Source organism: Micrococcus sp. iso_229 (genome assembly GCF_058072725.1).
Genome location: NZ_CM176514.1, coordinates 1294450 through 1316414 on the forward strand (window position 1 = coordinate 1294450; position 21965 = coordinate 1316414).

Here is a 21965-nt window from a genome sequence, read left to right on the forward strand (position 1 = left end):
CGCCGACGACGAAGGACCCGATTTGGCTAACATCAAGTCCCAGAAGAAGCGCATCCTCACCAACGAGAAGGCGCGCCAGCGCAACGTCGCGGTGAAGTCCGAGCTGAAGACCGCCATCCGCGCCGTGGACAAGGCCGTCGCCGCCGGCGAGGCCGAGGCCGCCGCCGCCGCGCTGCGCACCGCCTCCCGCAAGCTGGACAAGGCCGCTTCGAAGGGCGTCATCCACAAGAACCAGGCCGCGAACCGCAAGTCCGGCATCGCCGCCCGCGTGAAGGCCCTCCTCGGCTGATCCACGCCCCCCGGCTGTGACCGCGGCCCCCGCCCCGAGCGATCGGTGCGGGGGCCGCGTCGTGTCCGGGCTGCCCCCGTGGGATGCCGTCCGGCGGCGCCGTCAGCGGCTGACGGCGGTGGCCACGCGGATGACCGCGCGCTCGACGGCGAACTCCGGGTTGCGAGAGGCGCCCTTGGCCTCGGCGTCGGCCTGGGCGATCCACTCCACGGCCTGCGCGATGCCGGCCGCCGTCCAGTGCCGCGCCGCCTGCTGGATGTAGCGCACCTGGAACGGGGCCACCCCGAGCAGGGACGGCAGCTCGGCGGCGGGCCGGCGGGCGTCGATCATCCGCGCCACCTGCCGCGCCTTGAGGGCGAGCGCCGCGGTGATCATCACCGGGTGGACGCCGGTGGCCATCGCGTGCCGCACGAGGGAGACGGCCCTCGCCGCCTGCCCCTCGAGCGCCGCGTCGGCCACCGCGAAGCTCGTGGCCTCCACGCGGCCGCTGTAGTACGTGTCCACGGTCTCGACGGTGACGACGCCCTCGGTGTCGTCGACGAGCTGGGCGCACGCGGCCGCGAGCTCCGTGAGCGAGGCGCCGGTGGCGCGGATGAGCGCGCGGGCCGCCTCCTCGTCGATGCGCCGACGCCGGTCGCGGAACTCGGCCTGCACGAAGGCCAGCCGCTCCTCGTCCTTCTTCAGCGGCACGCACTCGACCACCGTGCCGGCCTGGGCGACGGCGTCCAGCAGCTTCTTGCCGCGGGTGCCGCCGGTGTGGCGCAGCACGAGCGTGACGTCCTCCGCGCCCGGGCCCTGCTGGACGAGACGCAGGGCGTCCTCGAGGAACGCGTCGTTCATGGCCTCGAGGCCCTCGACCGTGATGAGGGTGGGCTCGGCGAAGAGGGACGGGCTGGCCGCGGTGGCCAGCTGGCCGGGCTGGTACTCCCCCGCGCGGAGCCGGTGGATCTCCAGCTGGCCGTGTCGCTCGCGCAGAGCCTGGGTCACGCGGTCCGTCACCCAGCGGGCGGCATGGTCCTCGGGTCCCTTGAGGAGCATGAGCGGGGCGGGCTCGGCTCGCCGCCAGGCCAGCGGGTCGGTGCGGCCGGCTCGGCCGGAACGGGGGCTGCGGGCGGCGGACATGCGTCCCATCCTAGGGTCCGGTGCGGACGCTCGAGGGCGGGCGGACGGTGTGGGCCGTGATCTCGGGCGCGCCGTCGGGGTCGGGGCCGTCCGCGGCCGTGAGGGCCAGCGTGCCGTGCAGGTCCGTGCGGGCCACCGGCCCGAGGCGGCCGAGCGCGTCCACCGTGGCCCGGTGGGGGTGGCCGTACGGGTTGTCGGCGCCCACGGAGACCACGTGCAGGCGGGCGCCGACGGCGCGCGGCACGGCCGTTCCACCGTTGCGCGCGCCGTGGTGGGCGACCTTGAGCACGTCCACGCGCGGCGGTGCGGCGGCATCGGACCGGCGCCCCGCGATCCATGCCGCGGAGGCGTCCTCCTCCATGTCGCCGGTGATCAGCGTCGTGACCGGACCGGCCTCGCTCTCGACGGTGACCAGCACCTGGGCGGAGGCGTCGTTCTCCTCGGGGGCCCGCGCGTCGGCGAGCAGCACGTGCCACCGCACCGGACCGGCCGTGCCCATCGCGCCGGTGCGGAGCCGTGCCGCGTCGGCGGGCGGGTCGACGCCCTCCGCCTCCCCGCCGCGGTCTCCCCTGCCCTGGGCCGGTGCATCCCGGGTCGCGTAGTGCACCGCCCCGGGGGCGGCGCGGTCCACCACGCCGGCCAGCCCCCCGGCGTGGTCGGCGTGCAGGTGGGTGAGCAGCACGGCGTCCACCCGGTCGACCTCGAGGTCGTCGAGGCAGCGACGAGCGAGCCCCGGCTCGGGCCCGACGTCGACGACGACCCCCGCGCGCGGGCCGGACCGGAACACGGCCATGTCCCCCTGGCCGACGTCGCAGAACGCCACGGCCCAGTCCGGCGGGGCCGCGCCCGAGGACCGCGGCACGAGGACCGCCCCGACCGCCCCCGTGGTGGCCGCGGCCAGGGCGGCGGCGAGCACGACCAAGGCGGGGAGGCGCTCGCGGGTCCGCGGCGCGCTGCGGCCGACACGCCGGACAGGGGCGGTCCGGCGTCGTTCGAGCAGGAGCACGGCGGCGAATCCGAGGAGCGTCGCGGCCACCAGCAGGACGCCCAGCCCGGCGCCGAGGGCCCCGGCCGGCCACGGACGCAGCGCTCCGGGCAGGGAGGCGCTGGTGTGGGCGACCCACCCGATCCAGGCCGCGGGCCACTGGATCACGGCCACGAGGGCGGCGGCGATCCCGGGCGCGGGCAGTGCGAGGGCCGCGGCGAGGGTGCCCAGGACGGTCACGGGCGGCACGGCCGGGGCGGCCAGCAGATTGGCCGGCACCGCGTAGGCCGACACCTCGCCGGTCATGGCCAGGATGATCGGCTGGCAGGCCAGGTGGGCGGCCACGGTCACCGCGAGCGACGCCGAGAGCCACCGCACCACGACGTCGGGCAGCACCCGGCCGAGCCCGGCGTACAGCGCACGGTCGAGGGGCGCGCCGCCCAGGACGATGCCCGCGGTCGCGGCCAGGGAGAGGTGGAAGGCCGGTTCCACGGCGAGGGCCGGCACCGCGACGAGCAGGACCGTGCCGCCCACCGCCAGGAGCCCGAACGCCTGCCGCGCCCGGCCGAAGAACACCGCGAGGGCTCCGAGGGCGCCCATCACGGCCGCCCGGAGCACGGACGGCTCCGGCCCCACGACGACCACGAACACCCCGAGGACCGCCAACCCGGCGCTGAGGACCACCGCCCGGTGCACCCGCGCGCAGCGGAGGGTGATCGCGACCGCGCCGAGGATCATGGCCACGTTGGCCCCGGACACGGCGGACAGGTGCGACAGGCCCGAGGCCTTCATGGCGTCGTCGAGGGCGGCCCCCTGGGCGGAGCGGTCGCCCAGCACCAGCCCCGGGACGAGTTCCGGCGCCGCGCCGACCGTGCCCTCCGCGGACTGACGGAACGCGGCGCGCAACGCCTCCCGCCGCGGCGGGCGCGGGTCGCCGTCGGCGACTCCGCCTGCCATCTGCACCCCGCCGGGGCAGGGTCCCGGCTGCGGGACGGCCGCGGCGGCCAGGAACACGGTGGAACCGGACCTCGACGGCCGGGCCACCACGCAGACCCGCGATCCCGGCCCGCCGCCGGGGGACCCCGTCCCGTCCGACGGCGCGGCGATCGTCTCGGGCGGTGGGCCCCCGCCCGTGAGCCGGGCGGTCACGGCCGCCTCGGGGGTCCGCGGCGGGTGACCGAACGTCTCGACCCGCACGGGAACGCTCCAGCGGGGGCCGAAGGCCGCCTCGCTCCGGGTGGCGGGCCCGTCCAGGGCCAGCTCGAGCCGCAGCGGTGAGCCGGACTGGACCGCACCGGTCCAGCCGCTGCCGGTGGCCGCGGCGGCGGGCCCGGCCGAGTGCTGCAGCATCAGGGCCGCGGCCACGCCGGCCAGCGCCGTCGCGGTCGCCACGCCCCGCCTCCGACCGGTCCAGCGGGCCGCGCCCAGGACGGCGGCCGCGGCGACGGCCAGCCCCGTGAGGGCCGCCGCCGACCGGGCCGGGGCGTCCCAGCCGACGCCGAGGATCCCCAGGGTCAGGCACCCGAGCAGGGCGGGCACCCACCGGGCCTCGAGCGGGCCGGGCACCTCGTGGTGCCGGGCGCGGCGGTCCACGGGATCGCTGGGCGGGCCCGGGGCCGGGTTCACCACGAGACGAGGTCACGCAGCCGGTCGAGCGTGGCCGGGCCGATGCCGGGCACCGCGTCCAGGTCCTGCAGGCCGGTGAACGGGCCGACCGTCTCGCGGTGGGCGATGATCTTCTCCGCCGTGGCGGGGCCGACGCCGGGCAGGGTCTGCAGGTCCGCGGCGTCGGCGGTGTTCAGGTCCACGGTGCCGCCGGGCTCGGGACCGCCCGTTCCGCCTCCGGCATCGGCCCCGCCCGTGGTCGGCGTGGGCTGCGCCTGCGCGGCCCCGGCCACCCGGTCCAGGGCGTCCTGCGGCGTGTGAGCGGAGGGGACGAGGACCTGTTGGCCGTCGTCCAGCGGGGCCGCGAGGTTGATGCGCTCCGCCCGGGCGTGCCGGGTCGGGCCGCCGGCCGCGCGCATGGCGTCGGCCACCCGGGAGCCCGGCGCGAGGCTGACCACACCCGGCCGGGCGACCTCGCCCACCACGTGCACCCGCAGCGGGGTGGACCCGGCGGGCCCGGACGCCTCCCCCGACGGCCCCGCCTCGAGCGTCCGCGCGTCGGTGCCTGCCGCAGTCGGGGCGGCGGAGGTCGCACCGGTCTGCGGGACGCCTGCACCGGCCGCGGCCGCCGGGACCGCCGCGGGTGGCGCCGGGGTGGTCAGCCAGGCCACCGCCCACCAGGCCGCGGCGGCGACGAGCAGCACGGTGACGGCCAGCAGGGCCGGCCGCCACCGGAGCACCGGGCCCCGGGGCGGGGTGCGCTCCCACGCGGACGCGGCGTGCGGGCCGGCCGTGTCGACGTCGGGGACGGCCGCGGGCGCGGGGTCCGGGGCGAAGGCGGGCGGATCGTCGCGGAGGCGGTGGCTGGGGCTCATGCGGGCAGTCTGCGTGCCCGCGTCCGAGCCGGGCGCGTCCCGCACCCGGCCTGGGGATGACCACCGCGGTCCGGGGCGGTGTGCAGGAACGGACGCGCCCGTCTCCTCGGCACGCCTGTACGGGCGGCCTCAGTCCCCCGAGCCCCCCGTGGGCGATTCCAGCGGGCAGATCACCACGCCCAGCGCACCCAGGCCCAGGTGCGCGGCGAGCACGGCGGGCAGCTCGACGACGGGCACGGGGGTGGTGGAGATCGGCTGCAGACGCTCGGCGAGCTGCACGGCCGTCTCGGGGTCGCCGTACTCGTGCACGGCGATCCGCACCGGGTCCCCGCCGGCCCGCTCGACCGCGAGCTCCACGAGCCGGTCGACGGCGCGGGCCGCGGACCGCGGGCGGTCGACCAGGCCGATCGCGCCGTCGTCGACGGCCATGACGGGGCGCACCTGCAGCAGGGTGCCCAGCAGCGAGGCCAGCCCGCTGATCCGTCCGCCCCGGCGCAGCTGCTCGAGGCTGGGCACCGTGAACAGCACGTGGCTGGAGTCCACGGTGGCCTCGAGCCGCTCGCGGATGCGGGCCACGGGCATGCCCACCCCCGCGTCCACGGCGGCGTCCACCACGGCCGTGCCCAGCGCGAAGCCCACGGTGCGCGAGTCCACCACGGTCACCGGACGCTCGGCGTCCGCGGCGGCCAGGCGCGCGGCCTCCACGGTGCCGGAGAGCTCGCCGGACAGGTGGACGGAGAGGATGCGTGCGTAGCCGGCGCGGGCCAGCTCGGCGTAGACCGTCCGGAACGCGCCCGGCGAGGGCCGCGAGGTGCGCACCGGGGTGCCGGCGGCCAGGGCCAGCGGCAGCTCCAGCGCGAGCTCGTCCGTGCCCTCCGTGTGGATCTGCTCGCCCACCATGACGGGCAGCGCCACCTGGCGGATCCCGGCGGCCAGGCCGTGTCCGAGGACGGCGCCGGGCAGGGCGGCGGCCGAGTCCGTGACGACGGCCGTGCGGTCCCGGCGGGGTGGGCGCAGGCCGTAGCGCGCCCGCCCGGCCAGCTGGGAGCGGCGGGAGCGCAGGCGGACGAGCGCGTCGTCGCGCCACTGCTCGATGCTCGCCACGGCCTGCCTCCTCTCCCCCGGCCCGGTCGGGGCCGGTCTCACGCGGTCAGCGGATCACCAGGTTCACGAGTTTGGGCTCGCGCACGATCACCTTGACGATCTCGGCGTCCCCGATGAAGTTCCGCACCTTCTGCGACGCGCGGGCGCGCGCCTCGAGGTCCTCGGCGGTGATGTCCGCGGGCACCTCGAGGGTGTCGCGGACCTTGCCCTTGACCTGGACGACGGCCGTGACGGTGTCCTCGACCAGCAGCGCCTCGTCCACCGGGGGCCAGCCGGCGCGGATCACTGAGGGCTCGTGGCCCAGCAGGACCCACATGTCCTCGGCCGTGTACGGCGCCACGAGGGAGAGCAGCACGGCCACGGCCTCGGCGGCCTCGCGGACGGCGGGGTCGGCCGCGCCGGCGCCGGCGTCGATCTCCTTGCGGGCCGCGTTGACCAGCTCCATCGTCTTGGCGACGACCACGTTGAACTTGCCGTCGTCCAGCAGCTGCTGGGCCTCGTGCACGGTCCGGTGGGTCACCCGGCGCAGGGCCGCGGCCCCGTCCGCCGGGTCCGTGCCGGCCGGGGCGCCTGTCGCGCGGACGTCGCGGGCCAGGCGCCACGCGCGGGCCAGGAACTTGCCGGCGGCGCCCGGGGCGACGTCGGCCCAGTCCACGTCGTCCTCGGGCGGCGAGGCGAACACCATGGTCAGGCGCACGGCGTCGACGCCGAACTCGTCCAGCTGGTCGCCCAGGTTCACGCCGTTGCCCAGCGACTTGGACATGGCCTTGCCGCCGTTGAGGACCTGGCCCTGGTTGAGCAGGGCGCGGAACGGCTCGGTGAAGGGCACCAGGCCGAGGTCGTGCAGGGCCTTGGTGAAGAAGCGGGCGTACAGCAGGTGCAGGATCGCGTGCTCCACGCCGCCCACGTACTGGTCCACGGGCAGCCAGCGACGCAGGGCATCGGGGTCGAAGACACGGGCGTCGTCGTTCGGGGAAGCGTAGCGGAGCATGTACCAGGACGAGTCCACGAACGTGTCCATGGTGTCGGTGTCCCGTCGCGCGGGGCCGCCGCACCGCGGGCAGTCCACCTCGACCCACGAGGTCGCCGCGGCCAGGGGCGACTGGCCCTTCGGGGCGAGCTGCTCGCCCTTGAGGTCGGTCGGCAGGGTGACCGGCAGCTGGTCCTCCGGCACGAGGACCTCGCCGCAGTCCGGGCAGTGTACCACGGGGATCGGGGTGCCCCAGAAGCGCTGACGGGAGAGCAGCCAGTCGCGCAGGCGGTAGGTGGTGGTGCCTCGGCCGGTGCCACGCTCCTCCACGATCTCGATGGCCCGCGCGATGGCGGCGGTCTTGTCCAGGCCGTCGAGCTCGCCGGAGTTCACCAGGGTGCCCTCGCCGGTCGTCGCGACGCCGGAGACGGCCGGGTCCTCCTCGCCGGTGTCCAGCACGGTGCGCACGGGCAGGCCCATGGCGCGGGCGAAGTCGAGGTCGCGCTGGTCGTGGGCCGGCACGGCCATGATGGCGCCCGTGCCGTAGTCGGCCAGCACGTAGTCCGAGGCCCAGATCGGCAGGCGTTCACCGGTCAGCGGGTTCACGGCGTGGCGGCCCAGGAACACGCCGCTCTTCGGGCGGTCCGTGGCCTGGCGGTCGATGTCCGAGACCTTCTTCAGGTCCTCGCGGTACGCCTCGAGTTCGGCCCGCACGTCGCCGCCGGCGAGCTCGGCGGCCAGCGGGGCGTCGGCGGCGACCACCATGAAGGTCGCGCCGTGCAGCGTGTCCGGCCGGGTGGTGAAGACCGTGACGACGGGGCCGTCCTCGACCTGGAAGTCGACGTGGGCGCCCTCGGAGCGGCCGATCCAGTTGCGCTGCATGGCGAGCACGCGCTCGGGCCAGTGGCCGGTGAGCTGGTCCATGTCGTCCAGCAGCGCGTCCGCGTAGTCGGTGATGCGGAAGTACCACTGGTTCAGGGTCCGCTTGGTGACCTCGGTGCCGCAGCGCTCGCAGCGGCCGTCCACGACCTGCTCGTTGGCGAGCACCGTCTGGTCCTGCGGGCACCAGTTGACCGGGGAGTCCTTCCGGTACGCCAGGCCCTTGCGGTACAGCTGCTGGAACAGCCACTGGGTCCACCGGTAGTACTCGGGGTCCGAGGTGTGCAGCTCACGGGACCAGTCCACGGCGATGCCGTACCGCTGGAAGGAGCGCTTCTGCGTCTCGATGTTCGCGTAGGTCCACTCGGCCGGGTGGGCGTCGCGCTTGATGGCGGCGTTCTCGGCCGGCAGGCCGAAGGAGTCCCAGCCGATGGGGTGCAGCACGTCGAAGCCGCGCTGCATCCAGTGACGCGCGACGACGTCGCCCATCGCGAACGCCTCCGCGTGCCCCATGTGCAGGTCGCCCGAGGGGTAGGGGAACATGTCGACCACGGTGCGGGTCTCGGAGCCGTCCTCGCGCGGGGCGAACGTCCCGGCCTGCTCCCAGTACCCGGCCCAGCGGGCCTCCACGTCGCGGAACGAGTACTCCGCGTCGGCGGGGATGCTGGGGGTGGCCGGCACGGCGCTGTCGGGGGTCTGGCTCACGGCGGTTCGAGTCCTCACGCAGTCGGGATGGGGCGCCGGCCCTCGGGCGGCGCGGACGGGGCCGGCGGCACGGCCGGCCACCCCATCCTACGGCGACGGCGCCCCGGCCCGGCCGCAGGGCCGCTCCGAGACGCCGTGCCCGGCCGGGCAGGCGCGTTCAGGCGGAGTGGCTGCCGCCTGCCGGCCGCTCGGGCCCGGCGTCGGGACCGGGACGCACCTCGTCGGAGGTGACCGTGTCGTCCTCCTCCAGCACCTGGGCGACCTCGTCCTCGAGGGCCTCCGTCACCGCGCCCGGGGCCGCCACGGAGTCCCCGACCGCCTCCTGCAGCTGCACGGCGTGCTGGGCCGTGAAGGTCTTCTCCGGATGCTCACGCAGGCGGAGCAGCGCGAGCAGGCGCAGACGCAGCCCCGACTCGGCGGAGATCTGCCGGCGGTGGGTGAGCCACCAGACGAGGAGCACGAGCGCGAGCACGATGCCCAGGTGGCCCAGCGCCGGGTAGACGACGTTCATCAGGTCGCCGAAGCCGACGAAGCTCACCGCGAAGGCCAGCAGCGTGACGCCGGTGAACACGGGGCGGTAGCGGCCCGGGTGCTCGGCCGTGAGGCGGCGTCCCAGCGCGTAGAACATGCCGATCGCGGTGTTGTAGATCATCAGGTAGATCACCACGACCATCGCCCAGCCCAGCCAGGGCGCGATCGAGGCGAACAGCCGCAGCATGGGGACGTCGGCCCGGCCGATCTCGGCGTAGCCGAGGTAGAGCAGCATGGAGGCCATCAGGAGCAGGGCGGTGTACATCAGGCCGCCGGTGAGGCCGCCGAGGAACGCCTCGCGGGGGTGGGTGATGGACCCGCCGATCACGAGGCACATGGACACGGCCATCACGACGACGAGGCCGAAGTAGTTGACCGAGGACAGCCACCACGGGTCCACCGGCGTGGTGGCCTGGACGGCGAGGGACTCGTGGGCGGTGAAGCCGCCGTCGCGGGTGACCAGGACGTGGACGAACCCGGCCACGACCGCGACGATCACCAGGGGCGTGATCAGGGAGATGATCGCGGAGACCTTCTCCACGTCCAGCATGCCCGTCACGACCACGAGCAGGGTCATCAGGGTGGAGCCCGCCCACGTCGGCCAGCCGAACTGCTGGGCGAGCGTGGAGCCCGCCCCGGCGAGCATGACGACGCCGATCGCGAAGAGCGTCACCGTCACCACGACGTCCAGGATGCGGGCCATCACCGGGTGCGAGACGCTGCGGAAGACGATCTTGTGGTCGGCCGCGAGGAACACGCTGCCCAGCTGGAGGATGACGGCGCCGCCGGCGGTGACGAGCAGGCCGGCCAGTCCCGCGCCCACGATGCCGATCCAGCCGAAGCCCACGAAGTACTGGATGACTTCGGCGCCGGTGGCGAAGCCGGCGCCGACGAGCAGGCCGACGAAGGCGAGGGCGATCTTCAGGGATCTGAGGGCGACGGGGTGCTGCACGCAGGGGCCTTTCGTGGGGGACGGGGCGCGCCCGTGCGGGCCCCGGGACCGAGGACGGGCCGCAACACCGTAGGCATCCGCGCGCCATCGTGGCCAGGACCAGGCGTCGCCGGGTTCCGGGCGGCGTGGCCTCAGGTCCAGCAGCAGCGTGCGGGAGGCGTGGGTGACGTCGGTGAGGTTCCCCACCGGCCTGGCTAGGGTGGGGACGTGCCTGCCCCGACGCCGCCCGCCGCCCCGGGCCCGCCCGTCCGCCTGCGCGATCTGCTGCGCCCGCCCGCGGCGCCCGCCGATCCCCGCGTGCTGACGGGCCACGCGGCCCGGACGCCCCGCCGGCGCACCCTGGCCGTTCCGGATCCCGTCAGCGGGACCCCGTCGTCCGTGGCCGTGTGGGAGTACGCCCCCGTTCCGGAGGCCGCGCCGGGATCGCGAGGCGCACCCGAGGGAGACGCGGCCGCTGCCCCGCTGGTGTTCGTCCACGGCTTCCGCGGGGATCACCACGGACTCGCCCTGCTGGCCGACGCGCTCCCGGAGCATCCGATCCGCTCGATCGAGCTGCCCGGCTTCGGGGCCTCGAGGCCCTTCCCCCACGCCGAGCACACCGTGGCCCATCACGCGGACGCGGTGGCCGCCGTCGTCGCCGCCCTGGGTCTGCCGGCCGCTCCCGTGCTGGTCGCGCACTCCTACGGGACGACGGTGGCGGCCGAGCTGGTCGCCCGGGACCCGTCCCGGTGGGGACGGCTGGTCCTGCTCAACCCCATCGCCGAACCCGCGCTGCAGGCGTCCGCGTCCGTGACGAGTCGGGTGCTGGCGGCCGTCGCCGAGGGGTACTACGAGGTCGCCGCTCGCCTGCCCGAGCGCCCGGCGCGGCTGCTGCTGGGCGCGCCGCCGGTGGTGTGGGTGACCACGCTCGCCATGACCCGCACCAGGGACAGGGATGTCCTTGCGTACACCCATGACCAGCACCGGCGCCACTTCTCGGGCTTCGCCTCCGCGCGCATGCTCTCCGAGGCGTACCGCGCCTCGAGCACGGGCTCCGTGGCCGACGTCGCGGCCCGCCTCACCCTGCCGGTGCTGCTGGTCGCGGGGCGAGAGGATCCGCTGGGCTCGGTGCCGGCACAGGAGGCGCTCGCCGCGGCGATCGACGCCGGGGGCGGCACGGCGGAGCTGCACGTCCTCGACGGCGTCGGGCATCTGCTGCACTACGAGCGCCCGGCCGCCTGCGCGGCGCTGATCCGCGACTGGCTCCGCCGCGCCGGCCGCTGACGCCGTCATCGCCGCGCTCCTGTCCGTCGGGCTGCGGGTCGGTCCGGCCGCCCCCCTCAGAGCACCCCGGCCGGGTCGAGCCGCACCCGCACCGGGGTGGTCTCGCGCCGGGCGCTCGCCGCGGACCGGGCGGCGCGCAGGGCGCCGACGGTGGCCTCGGCCGCCGCGTACGGGAAGATCAGCAGGGCGCGGAAGCGGGTCTCGTCGGTGGGGTCCGGCACCGGCCCGATCCAGGGCAGCCGCGCCGGGCCGCCGTCGAGCGGGGCCGAGTGCGGATCCTCGTGGACGTCCTCGTCCGGCCGCTCCCGGCGGGCGGCCTCCACGAGCTCGAGGTACTCCGCGACGGCGGGGGCCTCCCCCGTGACCTCTGCGAGGCGGCCGGCGGGAGGCAGGTGCAGCTCGCGCCGCTCGGCGACCTGGCGCGCGGCGAAGCCGTCGGGGTCCCGGCGGACGAGCGCGTTCACCGCCTCCGACGCGTCCGCGGTGACCACCACGACGCCCCCGTCGGAGGCGGGGCGGACCAGGCAGGCGGCCGCGAGCCAGCGGGCGAGCACTCGGCCCGGCACGTCGAGGCCCTCCCGCTGGAGCTGGCTGTCCCCGTCGAGCAGCAGGGCGGCCGCGTAGCCGTCGGGCGTCACCGGCTCGGCCCCCACGGTCGCCACCACCAGGGAGGGCCCGGGCGGCACCGAGCCGAGCATGTGCTGCGCCGAGGAGGCGTGGACGGGCACGCGCGGAAACGCCCGGCCCAGCTCCTCGGCCGTGCGGTCCACGCCGCGGGCGCCGGCCCGCAGCGTCGTGCCGCCACACTCGGTGCACCGGAAGCCGCGCTCCCGGGTGCCGCACCACCGGCACGCCACCTCCCCGTGCCGGGCGGCCCGCGCGTCGCGGAAGCCCAGCGGCCCCGCGCAGACGCGGCAGCGGGCGGGCGTGCGGCACCGCTCGCACACAAGGGCGGGGATGAAGCCGGCCCGGGCCACCTGCACGAGCACCGGGCCCGGCCGTGGTCCGAGCAGCGCGGCGCGGGCGGCGGCCCAGGCGGCCTGCGGCAGCCGCGCCCGCTGAGCGAACGGGTCGCGCGCCGTCTCCCAGGCGTCGGCGGTGGAGACGACCCGTGGCCCGAGCTCGCGCTGGGCCGCACGGGAGGGGCCCAGGTGCAGCAGCCAGCCCGACTCCACGAGCCGTTGTACCGGGACGGACCGGGACGGCCCGGCGAAGAGCAGCGCCGCGCCGGTCGCGCGGGCCCGCTCCAGCACGGCCTCTCGGGCATGGAAGTAGGGCGCGCGGGGTTCGGCCCACGCGTCGTCGCCGTCGTCCCAGAGCACCACCAGCCGCAGGTCGCGCACGGGCGACCACACGGCGGCCCGGGTGCCGGCCACGATGCGTCGGGTGCCGCGCAGCGCGGCCAGGTGGGCGCGGTACCGGGGCGTGTTGCCGTCCTCGGAGCCGATCCGCGCGTAGGCGTCCTCGCCCACGTGCTCGTCGAGGGCGGCGCAGAGCCGGTCGAGGTCGCGGTGGCCGGGCACCAGCAGCAGGACGCCGCCGCCCGAGGCGGCCACCGTGCGCGCCAGGGCGGCCAGCGCGCCCGCCTCATCCCATTCGAACAGGCGCGAGGGCACGAGGGCGGCCGCCCGCGCGGCGTCCCCGGCCAGCACGGCGGACACGAACGCGGTGCCCCCCTCGAGGGACTCCCACACCGTGGGCACGAGGCCCTCCTCCGCCGCGGGAGGCTCCGGGCGCTCGGCGTCCGTGCCGGTCAGCGTCACCGGGTGGTCCGCCGCGGCCTCCGCGTCCTCCGCCAGGGCGGCCTTCTCGACCTGCGCCACGCGCGGGGGCACCGCGGCCCGCAGCACGTCCGTGACGACGCCTGCCTGGCGGCGGGCCACCGCACGAGCGGTCGCCAGGACCTCCTGGGTCAGCGGCGGGATGGCGGTGAGCACGCCGGTGAGCTCGGTGAGCTGGGCGCCGGTGGCCGGCTCCTGCTCCCGCGAGACGAGCCACCCCGTCATGGCCCGTCCGCCGAAGCGGACGGACACGCGGGAGCCGGGGACCGCCCGGGCGTCCAGGGCCACGGGCACGAGATAGTCGAACTCGCGGTCCAGGTGCGGCACGGGCGAGTCCAGCAGGACGCGTGCGATCGGCCGCTCCGGCCACCCCTCGGCACGCTCCGGCAACCGAGGTGCGTCCTCCGGCTCCGGGAGGGCGAACAGCGCGTCCGTGATGCCCGCCTCCGGGTCAGAGGCCGGCCGCGGCGCGCAGCTGCTCGACGCGGTCCGTGCGCTCCCACGTGAAGTCGGCGTCGTCCCGGCCGAAGTGGCCGTTCGCTGCGGTCCGTCGGTAGATGGGCCGCAGGAGGTTCAGCTCCTTCACGATGGCGGCCGGACGCAGGTCGAACACCGCGTTCACGGCCTCGATGATCTTCTCCTCCGGCACCGTGGCCGTCCCGAAGGTGTCCACGTACAGGCCCACGGGCCGGGCCGAGCCGATCGCGTAGGCCACCTGGAACTCGGCGCGCGAGGCGAGGCCGGCGGCCACCACGTTCTTCGCGACCCAGCGGAGCATGTAGGCGGCGGAGCGGTCCACCTTGGACGGGTCCTTGCCGGAGAAGGCGCCGCCGCCGTGCCGGGCCATGCCGCCGTAGGTGTCCACGATGATCTTGCGACCGGTGAGGCCGGCGTCGCCCACGGGCCCGCCGATGACGAACTTGCCGCCCGGGTTGATGATGATCCGCATGCCGGAGGTGTCGAGGCCGGAGCGCTCAATGACGGGCCGGATCACGTGCTTCTCCACATCCGCCCGCAGCTGCTCCTGCGTGACCCACTCGTGGTGCTGCGTGGAGACCACCACGGCCTCGACCGTGGTGGGCACGTGGCCGGGCGCATAGCCGATGGTGACCTGCGTCTTGCCGTCCGGCAGCAGGTACGGCATGGGCGTGTTCTCCGCCCGGCGCACCGCGGTGAGCCGCTCGGAGAGCCGGTGCGCGAGGTAGATGGGCATGGGCATGTACGCCGGGGTCTCGTCCGTGGCGTAGCCGAACATGATGCCCTGGTCCCCCGCGCCCTGCTCGTCCACCTCGTCCGCCGAGCCGTACTCGCGGGCCTCGAGGGACCGGGAGACGCCGGCGAAGATGTCCGAGGACTGCTGGCCGATGGAGATGTTCACGCCGCACTGGGCGCCGTCGAAGCCGTTGGCCGAGGAGTCGTAGCCGATGTCCAGGATGGTCTCGCGCACGATCTTGGGGATCTCCACGTACGCCGAGGTGTTCACCTCGCCGGCCACCTGCACCAGGCCCGTGGTGGTCAGGGTCTCCACGGCCACCTTCGCCGACGGGTCGGCGGCGAGGATCGCGTCCAGGATGGCGTCGGAGATCTGGTCGCAGATCTTGTCGGGGTGGCCCGCCGTGACGGACTCGGAGGTGAAGAGACGGAGCTCTCCGCCGCCCACCCCCGAATACGGGTCGGCGTGGCGGGCGGGGCTCAGCGAGGCGGCATCGGTCATGCCGCACAGTCTAGGTCAGCGGCCCGACGCGCCGGCGGGGTCGCGACCGACGAGGTCATCCACGATCGCCCGCACGACGGCGGCCGCCGCCTGGTCCTTGGAGCCCGCCGCCTCCACGGCGGGGCGGCCGTCGGCGAACAGGATGGTCACGGCGGTCTCGTCCCGGCCGAACACCTTGTCCGTGCCGACCTCGTTGACCACGAGCATCTCGCAGCCCTTGCGCGCCAGTTTGGCCCGGCCGTACTCGAGCACGGAGGACGTCGCGTCGCCGGTCTCCGCGGCGAAGCCGACGATGAGCGGGGCCATGGGCCCGCCCTCGGAGCGGGTCCGCACGGCCGTGGCGAGCACGTCCGGGGTGCGTTCGAGCACGATGACGGGCGCGCCGTCGTCGTCGCCCTTCTTCATCTTGGCGTCGGAGACCTCGGCCGGCCGGAAGTCCGCGACGGCCGCCGCCATCACGAGGACGTCGGCGTCGGCGGCCTCCGCCAGCACGGCCTCGAGCAGGTCCTGCGTGGACTCCACCTGCACGACGCGCTCGACGCCCTCGGGCGCCGGGACGGACATGGACCCGGCGACGAACCGCACGGTGGCGCCGGCTTCGAGGGCGGCGCGCGCCAGGGCGGCCCCCTGCTTGCCGGAGGAGCGGTTGCCCAGGTAGCGGACCGGGTCCAGGGCCTCGCGGGTGCCCCCGGCCGTGACCACCACGGTGCGACCGGCCAGGGGGCCGGGCGTCGGCTCGGCGTCGGGCCGGGTACAGGAGGCCCGGGGACGGCGCGGGGCGCCCGCGGCCGCGGCGGCCTGCGCACGCTCCCAGATCTCGGCGGGCTCGGGCAGACGTCCGGCGCCGGAGTCGGTCCCGGTGAGGCGGCCCACGGCGGGATCCACGACCGTAACCCCGCGCTCGCGCAGGAGTGCGACGTTGGCGACCGTGGCGGGGTGGTGCCACATCTCGGTGTGCATGGCGGGGGCCAGGACGACGGGGCACGTGGCGGTGAGCAGCACGTTGCCCAGCAGATCGGGCGCCATCCCCGCGGCGGTGCGCGCGAGCAGGTCGGCTGTGGCCGGCGCGACCACCACGAGGTCCGCACGCCGGCCGAGCCGGACGTGGTTCACCTCGTCGACCGCCTCGAACGTGTCCGTGCGGACGGGGCGACCCGAGAGGGCCTCCCACGTCGCCGCGCCCACGAACTCGAGGGCGTTGGCGGTGGGCACCACGGTCACGCCGTGGCCGGCCTCGGTCATCAGGCGCAGCAGCAGCGCCGCCTTGTAGGCCGCGATGCCGCCGCCGACCCCGAGGACGATCTCCATGACGGGCTCAGGCCTCCGGGGCGTCCTCGGAGGTGCCCTCCTCGGCGCGCACCGTCTCGGCGGCCTCCTCGATGGCGGCGGGATCGCCCATCGGCTGGTGGGCGTCGGACGACTCGAGGGTGGCGAACGGGTCGTCCTCGCCCGGCAGGGAGAAGTCGCCGAAGTCCTCGGCGGCCAGCTCGGCCTCCGGGGTGGCCTCGACGGCCTCGTGGGACTCGAGCAGGTCGGTCTCGATCTCGCGCAGGGCGATGGACAGCGGCTTCTCGTTCAGCTGGGTGTCCACGAGCGGGCCGACGTACTCGAACAGCCCCTCGTGCAGCTGCGAGTAGTAGGCGTTGATCTGCCGGGCCCGCTTGGCGGCGAAGAGCACCAGGGCGTACTTCGAGTCGACCCGCTCCAGCAGGGAGTCGATGGGCGGGTTGACGATGCCTTCGTACTGTTCGGTCACGGGGTCTCCAAAGTCTTCATCTCACTGTCACGTCGGCGCCGGGTGCGGCGTCGGTGCGGCCGGTCCTCAGGCCTCGGTCGAACGGCGCTCGGGGTCCAGCCCCATGAGTCTCACCAGTTCCTCGGCGGCCCGCTCCACGCGGTCGTTCACGACGACGGCGTCGAACTCGGGTTCCGCGGCGAGTTCCAGTCTAGCCGTTTCGAGCCGGCGGCGCTGTTCCTCCGGGCTCTCGGTGCCGCGGCCGAGCAGTCGGGACACGAGTTCCTCCCAGCTCGGGGGCGCCAGGAACACGAAGGTGGCCTCCGGCAGGGCACGGCGGACCTGGCGCGCGCCCTGCAGGTCGATCTCCAGCAGGACGTGGCGCCCCTGCGCCACGGCCTCCATCACACGGTCGCGCCGCGTGCCGTAGCGGTGGACGCCGTGGACGACGGCCCATTCCAGCATCTCGTCCGCCTCGACGAGGGAGTCGAACTCCTCAGGCGCGGTGAAGTAGTAGTGCACTCCGTCCTCCTCGCCCGGGCGCGCCGGGCGGGTGGTGGCGGAGACGGACAGCCAGGCCTCGGGGTAGTGCTCGCGGACATAGGCCGAGACGGTGCCCTTGCCGACGGCGGTGGGGCCGGCCAGGACGGTGACGCCCGGGCCCGGGGGGCGTTCCTGGACGGCGGTGCGGGCCACCGGGACGGCGGGGGCGGGTCCGGGGTCGAACGTGTCGGTCACGCATCCTCCTGGTGGGACGGGTCTCGCAGGCCCTTCACCCGGGCCGGCGCCGACCCGCCGGGGTGTGGGGGTCACCGGCCAATATAGGCGATCAACGCCTCGCGCTGACGACGCCCCAGGCCGCCCAGCCGACGCCGCGGCGAGATGCCGCACCCCGCCATCGTCTCCCGGGCCCGGACCTCGCCCACGCCCGGCAGGGCCAACAGCAGGTCCACGGCCCGCAGGCGGGCGACGGCGTCCTCGGCGTCCGCGCGCGCGAACACGTCGGCCAGGCCGACCTCACCGGCGGCGAAGGCCGCCTTGAGCTCCGCCCTCGCCTGGCGGGCCTGGAGGGCCTTCCTCCGGGCCTCCGCCCGCTCCTGCTCACTGAGCTGCCGCAACGCCATGGTCTGACCTCGATGCCTCGTGTTCCTCACCGGCTCCGTCGAGACCCGTCCACGGTCAAGGACAACGAGCACAGCCGATCGACAGGGAAGATACCATCCCGTGCAGAAGGCACGCAGCGCGTCGGGAGGACGCGGGCGTCACCGCAGGGCGGCGCGATTCTCCTCGATCGTGTCCACCAGCGAGGTCACCGAGGGACCCGCGCTCAGGATGCCGCGGGACGAGGTCGCCAAGACCTGCGCCCAGGCCGTGCCGAAGTCGGCCCGCATGCCCGGGGCCGTGGCGCCCTGGGCACCGAACCCGGGGGCCAGCAGGGGCCCGCCGAGGGCCGGCAGGTCCAGGCCGAGGCGGTCCGCCTCCGCGGCCACCGTGGCGCCCAGGACGAGTCCCACCGGCCCCCACGCGTCGTCGCCGCGCAGGGCCGCGTTCTCGGCGGCCGCGGCCGCGGCGATGCGCCGGGCCACCGATCCCTCGGCCGACCCCTCGCCCACGTGCTGGACCTCGCGGCCCTCCGGATTGGAGGTCAGCGCGAGGACGAACACGCCGCGGCCGGCCTCGTGGGCGGCGCGGATGGTCGGCACGAGGGTGCCGAAACCCAGGTACGGGCTGAGCGTCACTGCATCCGCGGCCAGGGGCGAGGCGTCGGAGGTCCACGCGGCGGCGTAGCCGTCCATGGTGGAGCCGATGTCACCGCGCTTGGCGTCCGCGATCGTGAGCACCCCGGCGTCCCGGGCGGCCGCGAGCAGCCGCTCCAGGGCCGCCAGGCCGGCCGAGCCGTGGCGCTCGTACAGCGCCACCTGGGGCTTGATCGCCGCCACGCGGGGCCCCTCGGGACCCACCGCCGCCTCGAGGGCGGTCAGCGAGAACGCCTCGAGGCCCGCCGGGGTGTCGCTCAGGCCCCACTGCCGCAGCAGGGCCGGATGGGGGTCCACGCCGAGGCACAGCGGACCGGCCGTCTCCATGGCGTGGGCCAGCCGCCGCCCGAAGGGGGCGCGGGGCCCCGCGCCGCCCGTCGCCGTCGTGGTCACGCCGCGGCCTCCGGCCCGGCGACGGCCTGCTGCAGGCGCGCGTCGTGCTCCTGCAGTGAGGTCACGGACCACTCGTAGGACCGCATGGCCTCGATGGCCTGCAGGCATGCCCCGAACTCGGCCGTGGTCGTGATCACCGGCACGCCGAGCGAGGTCGCGGCCGCGCGGATCTCGTAGCCGTCCGTGCGTGCGTCGCCGCCGGAGGGCGTGTTCAGCACGAGATCGACGGTGCCGGCGTGCAGCTGCTCCAGCACGGTGCCCGCGCCGTCCTCGTGCCCGGCGTCGGCGATCTTCGCCACGACCTCCGCGGGGATGCCGTTGCGCCGCAGCACCTCGGCGGTGCCGCCGGTGGAGACCACCTGGAAGCCGAGGTCGACGAGGCGCTTGGCCTGGCCCACGAGGGTGCGCTTGTCCCGGTTCGCGACCGACACGAACACGCGCCCCGAGGTGGGCAGCGGGCCGCCGGCGGCGGACTGGGACTTGGCGAACGCGGTGTCGAAGTGCTTGTCGATGCCCATGACCTCGCCCGTCGAGCGCATCTCCGGGCCCAGCAGCGAGTCCACGACGCGGCCCTCCGCGGTGCGGAAGCGGGTGAACGGCAGCACCGCCTCCTTGACCGCCACGGGCGCGCCGATCGGCAGGGTGCCGCCGTCGTACGCCGTGGGCAGCATGCCCGCCGCGCGCAGGTCGGCGATGCTCTCGCCGACGCCGATCCGCGCGGCCGCCTTGGCCAGCTGGACGCCCGTGGCCTTCGAGACAAACGGCACGGTCCGCGAGGCGCGCGGGTTCGCCTCGATCACGTACAGCACGTCCGAGGCGAGCGCGAACTGGATGTTGATCAGGCCGCGCACCCCGACGCCGGCCGCGATGCGCTCGGTGGCGCGGTGCACGCGCTCGAGCACGTCCGGGCCCAGGGTGACGGGGGGCAGCACGCACGCGGAGTCACCTGAGTGGATGCCCGCCTCCTCGATGTGCTCCATGACACCGCCGAGGTACAGCTCGGTGCCGTCGTAGAGGGCGTCGACGTCGATCTCGATCGCGTCCTCGAGGAAGCGGTCCACGAGCATCGGCTGGTCGGGGGTGATCTCCGTGGCGTGCTCCACGTAGTGGGCCAGCGCCTCCTCGGAGTACACGATCTCCATGCCGCGGCCGCCGAGCACGTAGGAGGGGCGCACGAGCACGGGGTAGCCGATCTCGTCCGCCACGCGCTTGGCGTCGTCGAAGGAGACCGCCGTGCCGTTCTTCGGCGCCACCAGGCCCGCGCGCTCGAGCACGCGCGCGAACTCGCCGCGGTGCTCGGCCAGGTCGATGGCCGCGGGCGAGGTGCCCAGGATCGGCACGCCGGCGTCGGCGAGCTGCTGGGCCAGCTTGAGCGGGGTCTGGCCGCCGAGCTGCACGAAGACGCCGCGCACGCCGCCGGAGGCCTCCTCGGCCGCGATGACCTCCAGGACGTCCTCGAGCGTGAGCGGCTCGAAGTAGAGGCGGTCGGAGATGTCGTAGTCCGTGGACACGGTCTCCGGGTTGCAGTTGACCATCACGGTCTCGTAGCCGGCCTCGCGCAGCGCCATGGTGGCGTGCACGCACGAGTAGTCGAACTCGATGCCCTGGCCGATCCGGTTCGGGCCCGAGCCGAGGATGATCACCGACTCGCCCTCGTGCGGGGCTACCTCGGTCTCGAGGTCGTAGCTGGAGTACCGGTACGGGGTGAAGGCCTCGAACTCGGCGGCACAGGTGTCCACGGTCTTGTAGACGGGGCGCACGCCCAGGGCGTGACGCACGCCGCGCACCACCGCCGCGTCCATGTGCCGCAGCGAGCCGATCTGGGCGTCGGAGAACCCGTGCCGCTTGGCGCGGCGCAGCAGGGCCTCGTCGAGGACCTCGGCGTCGCGGATCTCGTCCGCGACCTCGTTGATGAGCACGAACTGGTCCAGGAACCACGGGTCGATCGCGGTGGCGTCGAAGGCCTCCTCGATCGTGGCGCCGGCGTAGAGCGCCTGCTGGGTCTGGGAGAGCCGGTCCGTGGTGGCCGTGCGCGCCGCCGCGAGCAGGGCCTGCGAGTCGGCGTCCTGCGGGAACGCGAGCTCCGAGCCCTTCTGCTCGAGCGAGCGCAGCGCCTTCTGCAGGGCCTCCGTGAAGTTGCGGCCGATGGCCATGGCCTCGCCGACCGACTTCATGGTGGTGGTCAGCGTGGGGTCCGCCGCCGGGAACTTCTCGAACGCGAAGCGCGGGACCTTCACGACCACGTAGTCCAGGACCGGCTCGAAGGACGCCGGGGTCTTCTGGGTGATGTCGTTGGGGATCTCGTCCATCGTGTAGCCCAGGGCCAGCTTGGTGGCGATCTTGGCGATCGCGAAGCCGGTGGCCTTCGAGGCCAGCGCCGAGGAGCGGGACACCCGCGGGTTCATCTCGATCACGACGACCCGGCCGTCCACGGGGTTCACCGCGAACTGGATGTTGCAGCCGCCGGTGTCCACGCCGACCTCGCGGATGACGTTGATCGAGATGTCCCGCAGCTTCTGGTACTCGCGGTCCGTCAGCGTCATGGCCGGGGCCACGGTGATGGAGTCTCCGGTGTGCACGCCCACGGGGTCCACGTTCTCGATGGAGCAGACGACGACGACGTTGTCGTTCTTGTCCCGCATCATCTCCAGCTCGTACTCCTTCCAGCCGAGGATGGACTCCTCGAGCAGGACCTCGGAGGTCGGGCTGTACTGCAGGCCGGCGCCGCAGATGCGGTACAGGTCGGCCTCGTCGTAGGCCATGCCGGAGCCGAGGCCGCCCATCGTGAACGAGGGGCGCACCACCACGGGGTACTTCAGGTCCTCGACGGCGGCCAGGGCCTCCTCCATCGTGTGCACGATGTGGGACCGGGCGGACTCGCCGCCGGCGCGCTCCACGACGCCCTTGAACAGCTCGCGGTTCTCGCCGAGCTCGATGGCCTCGATGTTCGCGCCGATCAGCTCGACGCCGAAGCGCTCGAGCACCCCGTCCTTGTCGAGGGCGATGGCGGTGTTCAGCGCCGTCTGGCCGCCCAGGGTGGGCAGCAGGGCGTCCGGGCGCTCCTTCTCGATGATCTTGGCGACCACGGCCGGGGTGATGGGCTCGACGTAGGTGGCGTCGGCCAGCTCCGGGTCGGTCATGATCGTGGCCGGGTTGGAGTTGACGAGGACGACGCGGACGCCCTCCTCCTTGAGGACGCGGATGGCCTGGGTGCCGGAGTAGTCGAACTCGGCCGCCTGACCGATCACGATGGGGCCGGAGCCGATGACCAGGACGGACTTCAGGTCGGTGCGCTTGGGCATGGA

At 75.0% G+C, this 21965-nt stretch carries 16 protein-coding genes; 2 read left to right on the forward strand and 14 right to left on the reverse strand.

The window, feature by feature from the left end:
• Positions 1-22 precede the first annotated feature (22 nt).
• The gene (rpsT, locus tag AC3RKA_RS06050; protein WP_002854699.1) at positions 23-289 is read left to right on the forward strand and encodes a 30S ribosomal protein S20; all 267 of its coding nucleotides are present in this window, start codon (positions 23-25) and stop codon (positions 287-289) included.
• 102 nt (positions 290-391) lie between these two features.
• Here rpsT and holA read toward each other — a convergent pair whose 3' ends face one another.
• From holA to AC3RKA_RS06080, 6 genes are all read right to left on the reverse strand, one after another.
• Positions 392-1411, reverse strand: a complete 1020-nt coding sequence (gene holA, locus AC3RKA_RS06055; RefSeq protein WP_002854701.1) for a DNA polymerase III subunit delta — start codon at positions 1409-1411, stop codon at positions 392-394.
• Positions 1412-1421: 10 nt separating this feature from the next.
• Positions 1422-4025 carry a ComEC/Rec2 family competence protein gene (locus AC3RKA_RS06060; protein ID WP_489726987.1) on the reverse strand — a complete coding sequence of 868 codons (2604 nt, stop codon included), beginning with the start codon at positions 4023-4025 and terminating at the stop codon, positions 1422-1424.
• Entirely contained in the window at positions 4019-4876 is an 858-nt protein-coding gene (locus AC3RKA_RS06065) for a ComEA family DNA-binding protein (RefSeq protein ID WP_489726988.1), read from the reverse strand. The genes AC3RKA_RS06060 and AC3RKA_RS06065 overlap by 7 nt, the downstream gene beginning before the upstream one ends.
• A 129-nt stretch (positions 4877-5005) precedes the next feature.
• Entirely contained in the window at positions 5006-5980 is a 975-nt protein-coding gene (locus AC3RKA_RS06070) for a DegV family protein (protein WP_002854707.1), read from the reverse strand.
• A gap of 46 nt (positions 5981-6026) precedes the next feature.
• Entirely contained in the window at positions 6027-8534 is a 2508-nt protein-coding gene (leuS, locus tag AC3RKA_RS06075; protein ID WP_489726989.1) for a leucine--tRNA ligase, read from the reverse strand.
• Positions 8535-8691: 157 nt separating this feature from the next.
• On the reverse strand, positions 8692-10017 hold the full coding sequence (locus tag AC3RKA_RS06080) for a YkvI family membrane protein (RefSeq protein WP_489726990.1): 1326 nt from the start codon (positions 10015-10017) through the stop codon (positions 8692-8694).
• Positions 10018-10224: 207 nt separating this feature from the next.
• Between AC3RKA_RS06080 and AC3RKA_RS06085 the strand changes: the two genes are divergently transcribed.
• Positions 10225-11280: an alpha/beta fold hydrolase gene (locus tag AC3RKA_RS06085; protein WP_489726991.1), complete on the forward strand. Its 1056-nt coding sequence runs from the start codon at positions 10225-10227 to the stop codon at positions 11278-11280.
• Between the two features lie 56 nt (positions 11281-11336).
• On the opposite strand, the gene AC3RKA_RS06090 is transcribed toward AC3RKA_RS06085, so the two are convergent.
• The 8 genes from AC3RKA_RS06090 to carB form a co-directional block, all read right to left on the reverse strand.
• A complete protein-coding gene (locus AC3RKA_RS06090) occupies positions 11337-13451 on the reverse strand; it encodes a primosomal protein N' family DNA-binding protein (RefSeq protein WP_489726992.1) in 2115 nt (704 codons plus the stop codon).
• 61 nt (positions 13452-13512) lie between these two features.
• Entirely contained in the window at positions 13513-14775 is a 1263-nt protein-coding gene (gene metK / locus AC3RKA_RS06095) for a methionine adenosyltransferase (protein WP_081091314.1), read from the reverse strand.
• A 15-nt stretch (positions 14776-14790) separates the two neighbouring features.
• Entirely contained in the window at positions 14791-16083 is a 1293-nt protein-coding gene (gene coaBC, locus AC3RKA_RS06100) for a bifunctional phosphopantothenoylcysteine decarboxylase/phosphopantothenate--cysteine ligase CoaBC (RefSeq protein ID WP_489726993.1), read from the reverse strand.
• A gap of 7 nt (positions 16084-16090) precedes the next feature.
• Entirely contained in the window at positions 16091-16531 is a 441-nt protein-coding gene (rpoZ, locus tag AC3RKA_RS06105; RefSeq protein ID WP_049159169.1) for a DNA-directed RNA polymerase subunit omega, read from the reverse strand.
• A gap of 66 nt (positions 16532-16597) precedes the next feature.
• The gene (gene gmk / locus AC3RKA_RS06110) at positions 16598-17248 is read right to left on the reverse strand and encodes a guanylate kinase (protein ID WP_489726994.1); all 651 of its coding nucleotides are present in this window, start codon (positions 17246-17248) and stop codon (positions 16598-16600) included.
• A gap of 71 nt (positions 17249-17319) precedes the next feature.
• The gene (gene mihF, locus AC3RKA_RS06115) at positions 17320-17634 is read right to left on the reverse strand and encodes an integration host factor, actinobacterial type (protein ID WP_036334906.1); all 315 of its coding nucleotides are present in this window, start codon (positions 17632-17634) and stop codon (positions 17320-17322) included.
• 138 nt (positions 17635-17772) lie between these two features.
• Positions 17773-18660, reverse strand: a complete 888-nt coding sequence (gene pyrF, locus AC3RKA_RS06120; protein ID WP_489726995.1) for an orotidine-5'-phosphate decarboxylase — start codon at positions 18658-18660, stop codon at positions 17773-17775.
• Entirely contained in the window at positions 18657-21962 is a 3306-nt protein-coding gene (carB, locus tag AC3RKA_RS06125) for a carbamoyl-phosphate synthase large subunit (RefSeq protein WP_144823966.1), read from the reverse strand. The genes pyrF and carB overlap by 4 nt, the downstream gene beginning before the upstream one ends.
• Positions 21963-21965: the final 3 nt, after the last annotated feature.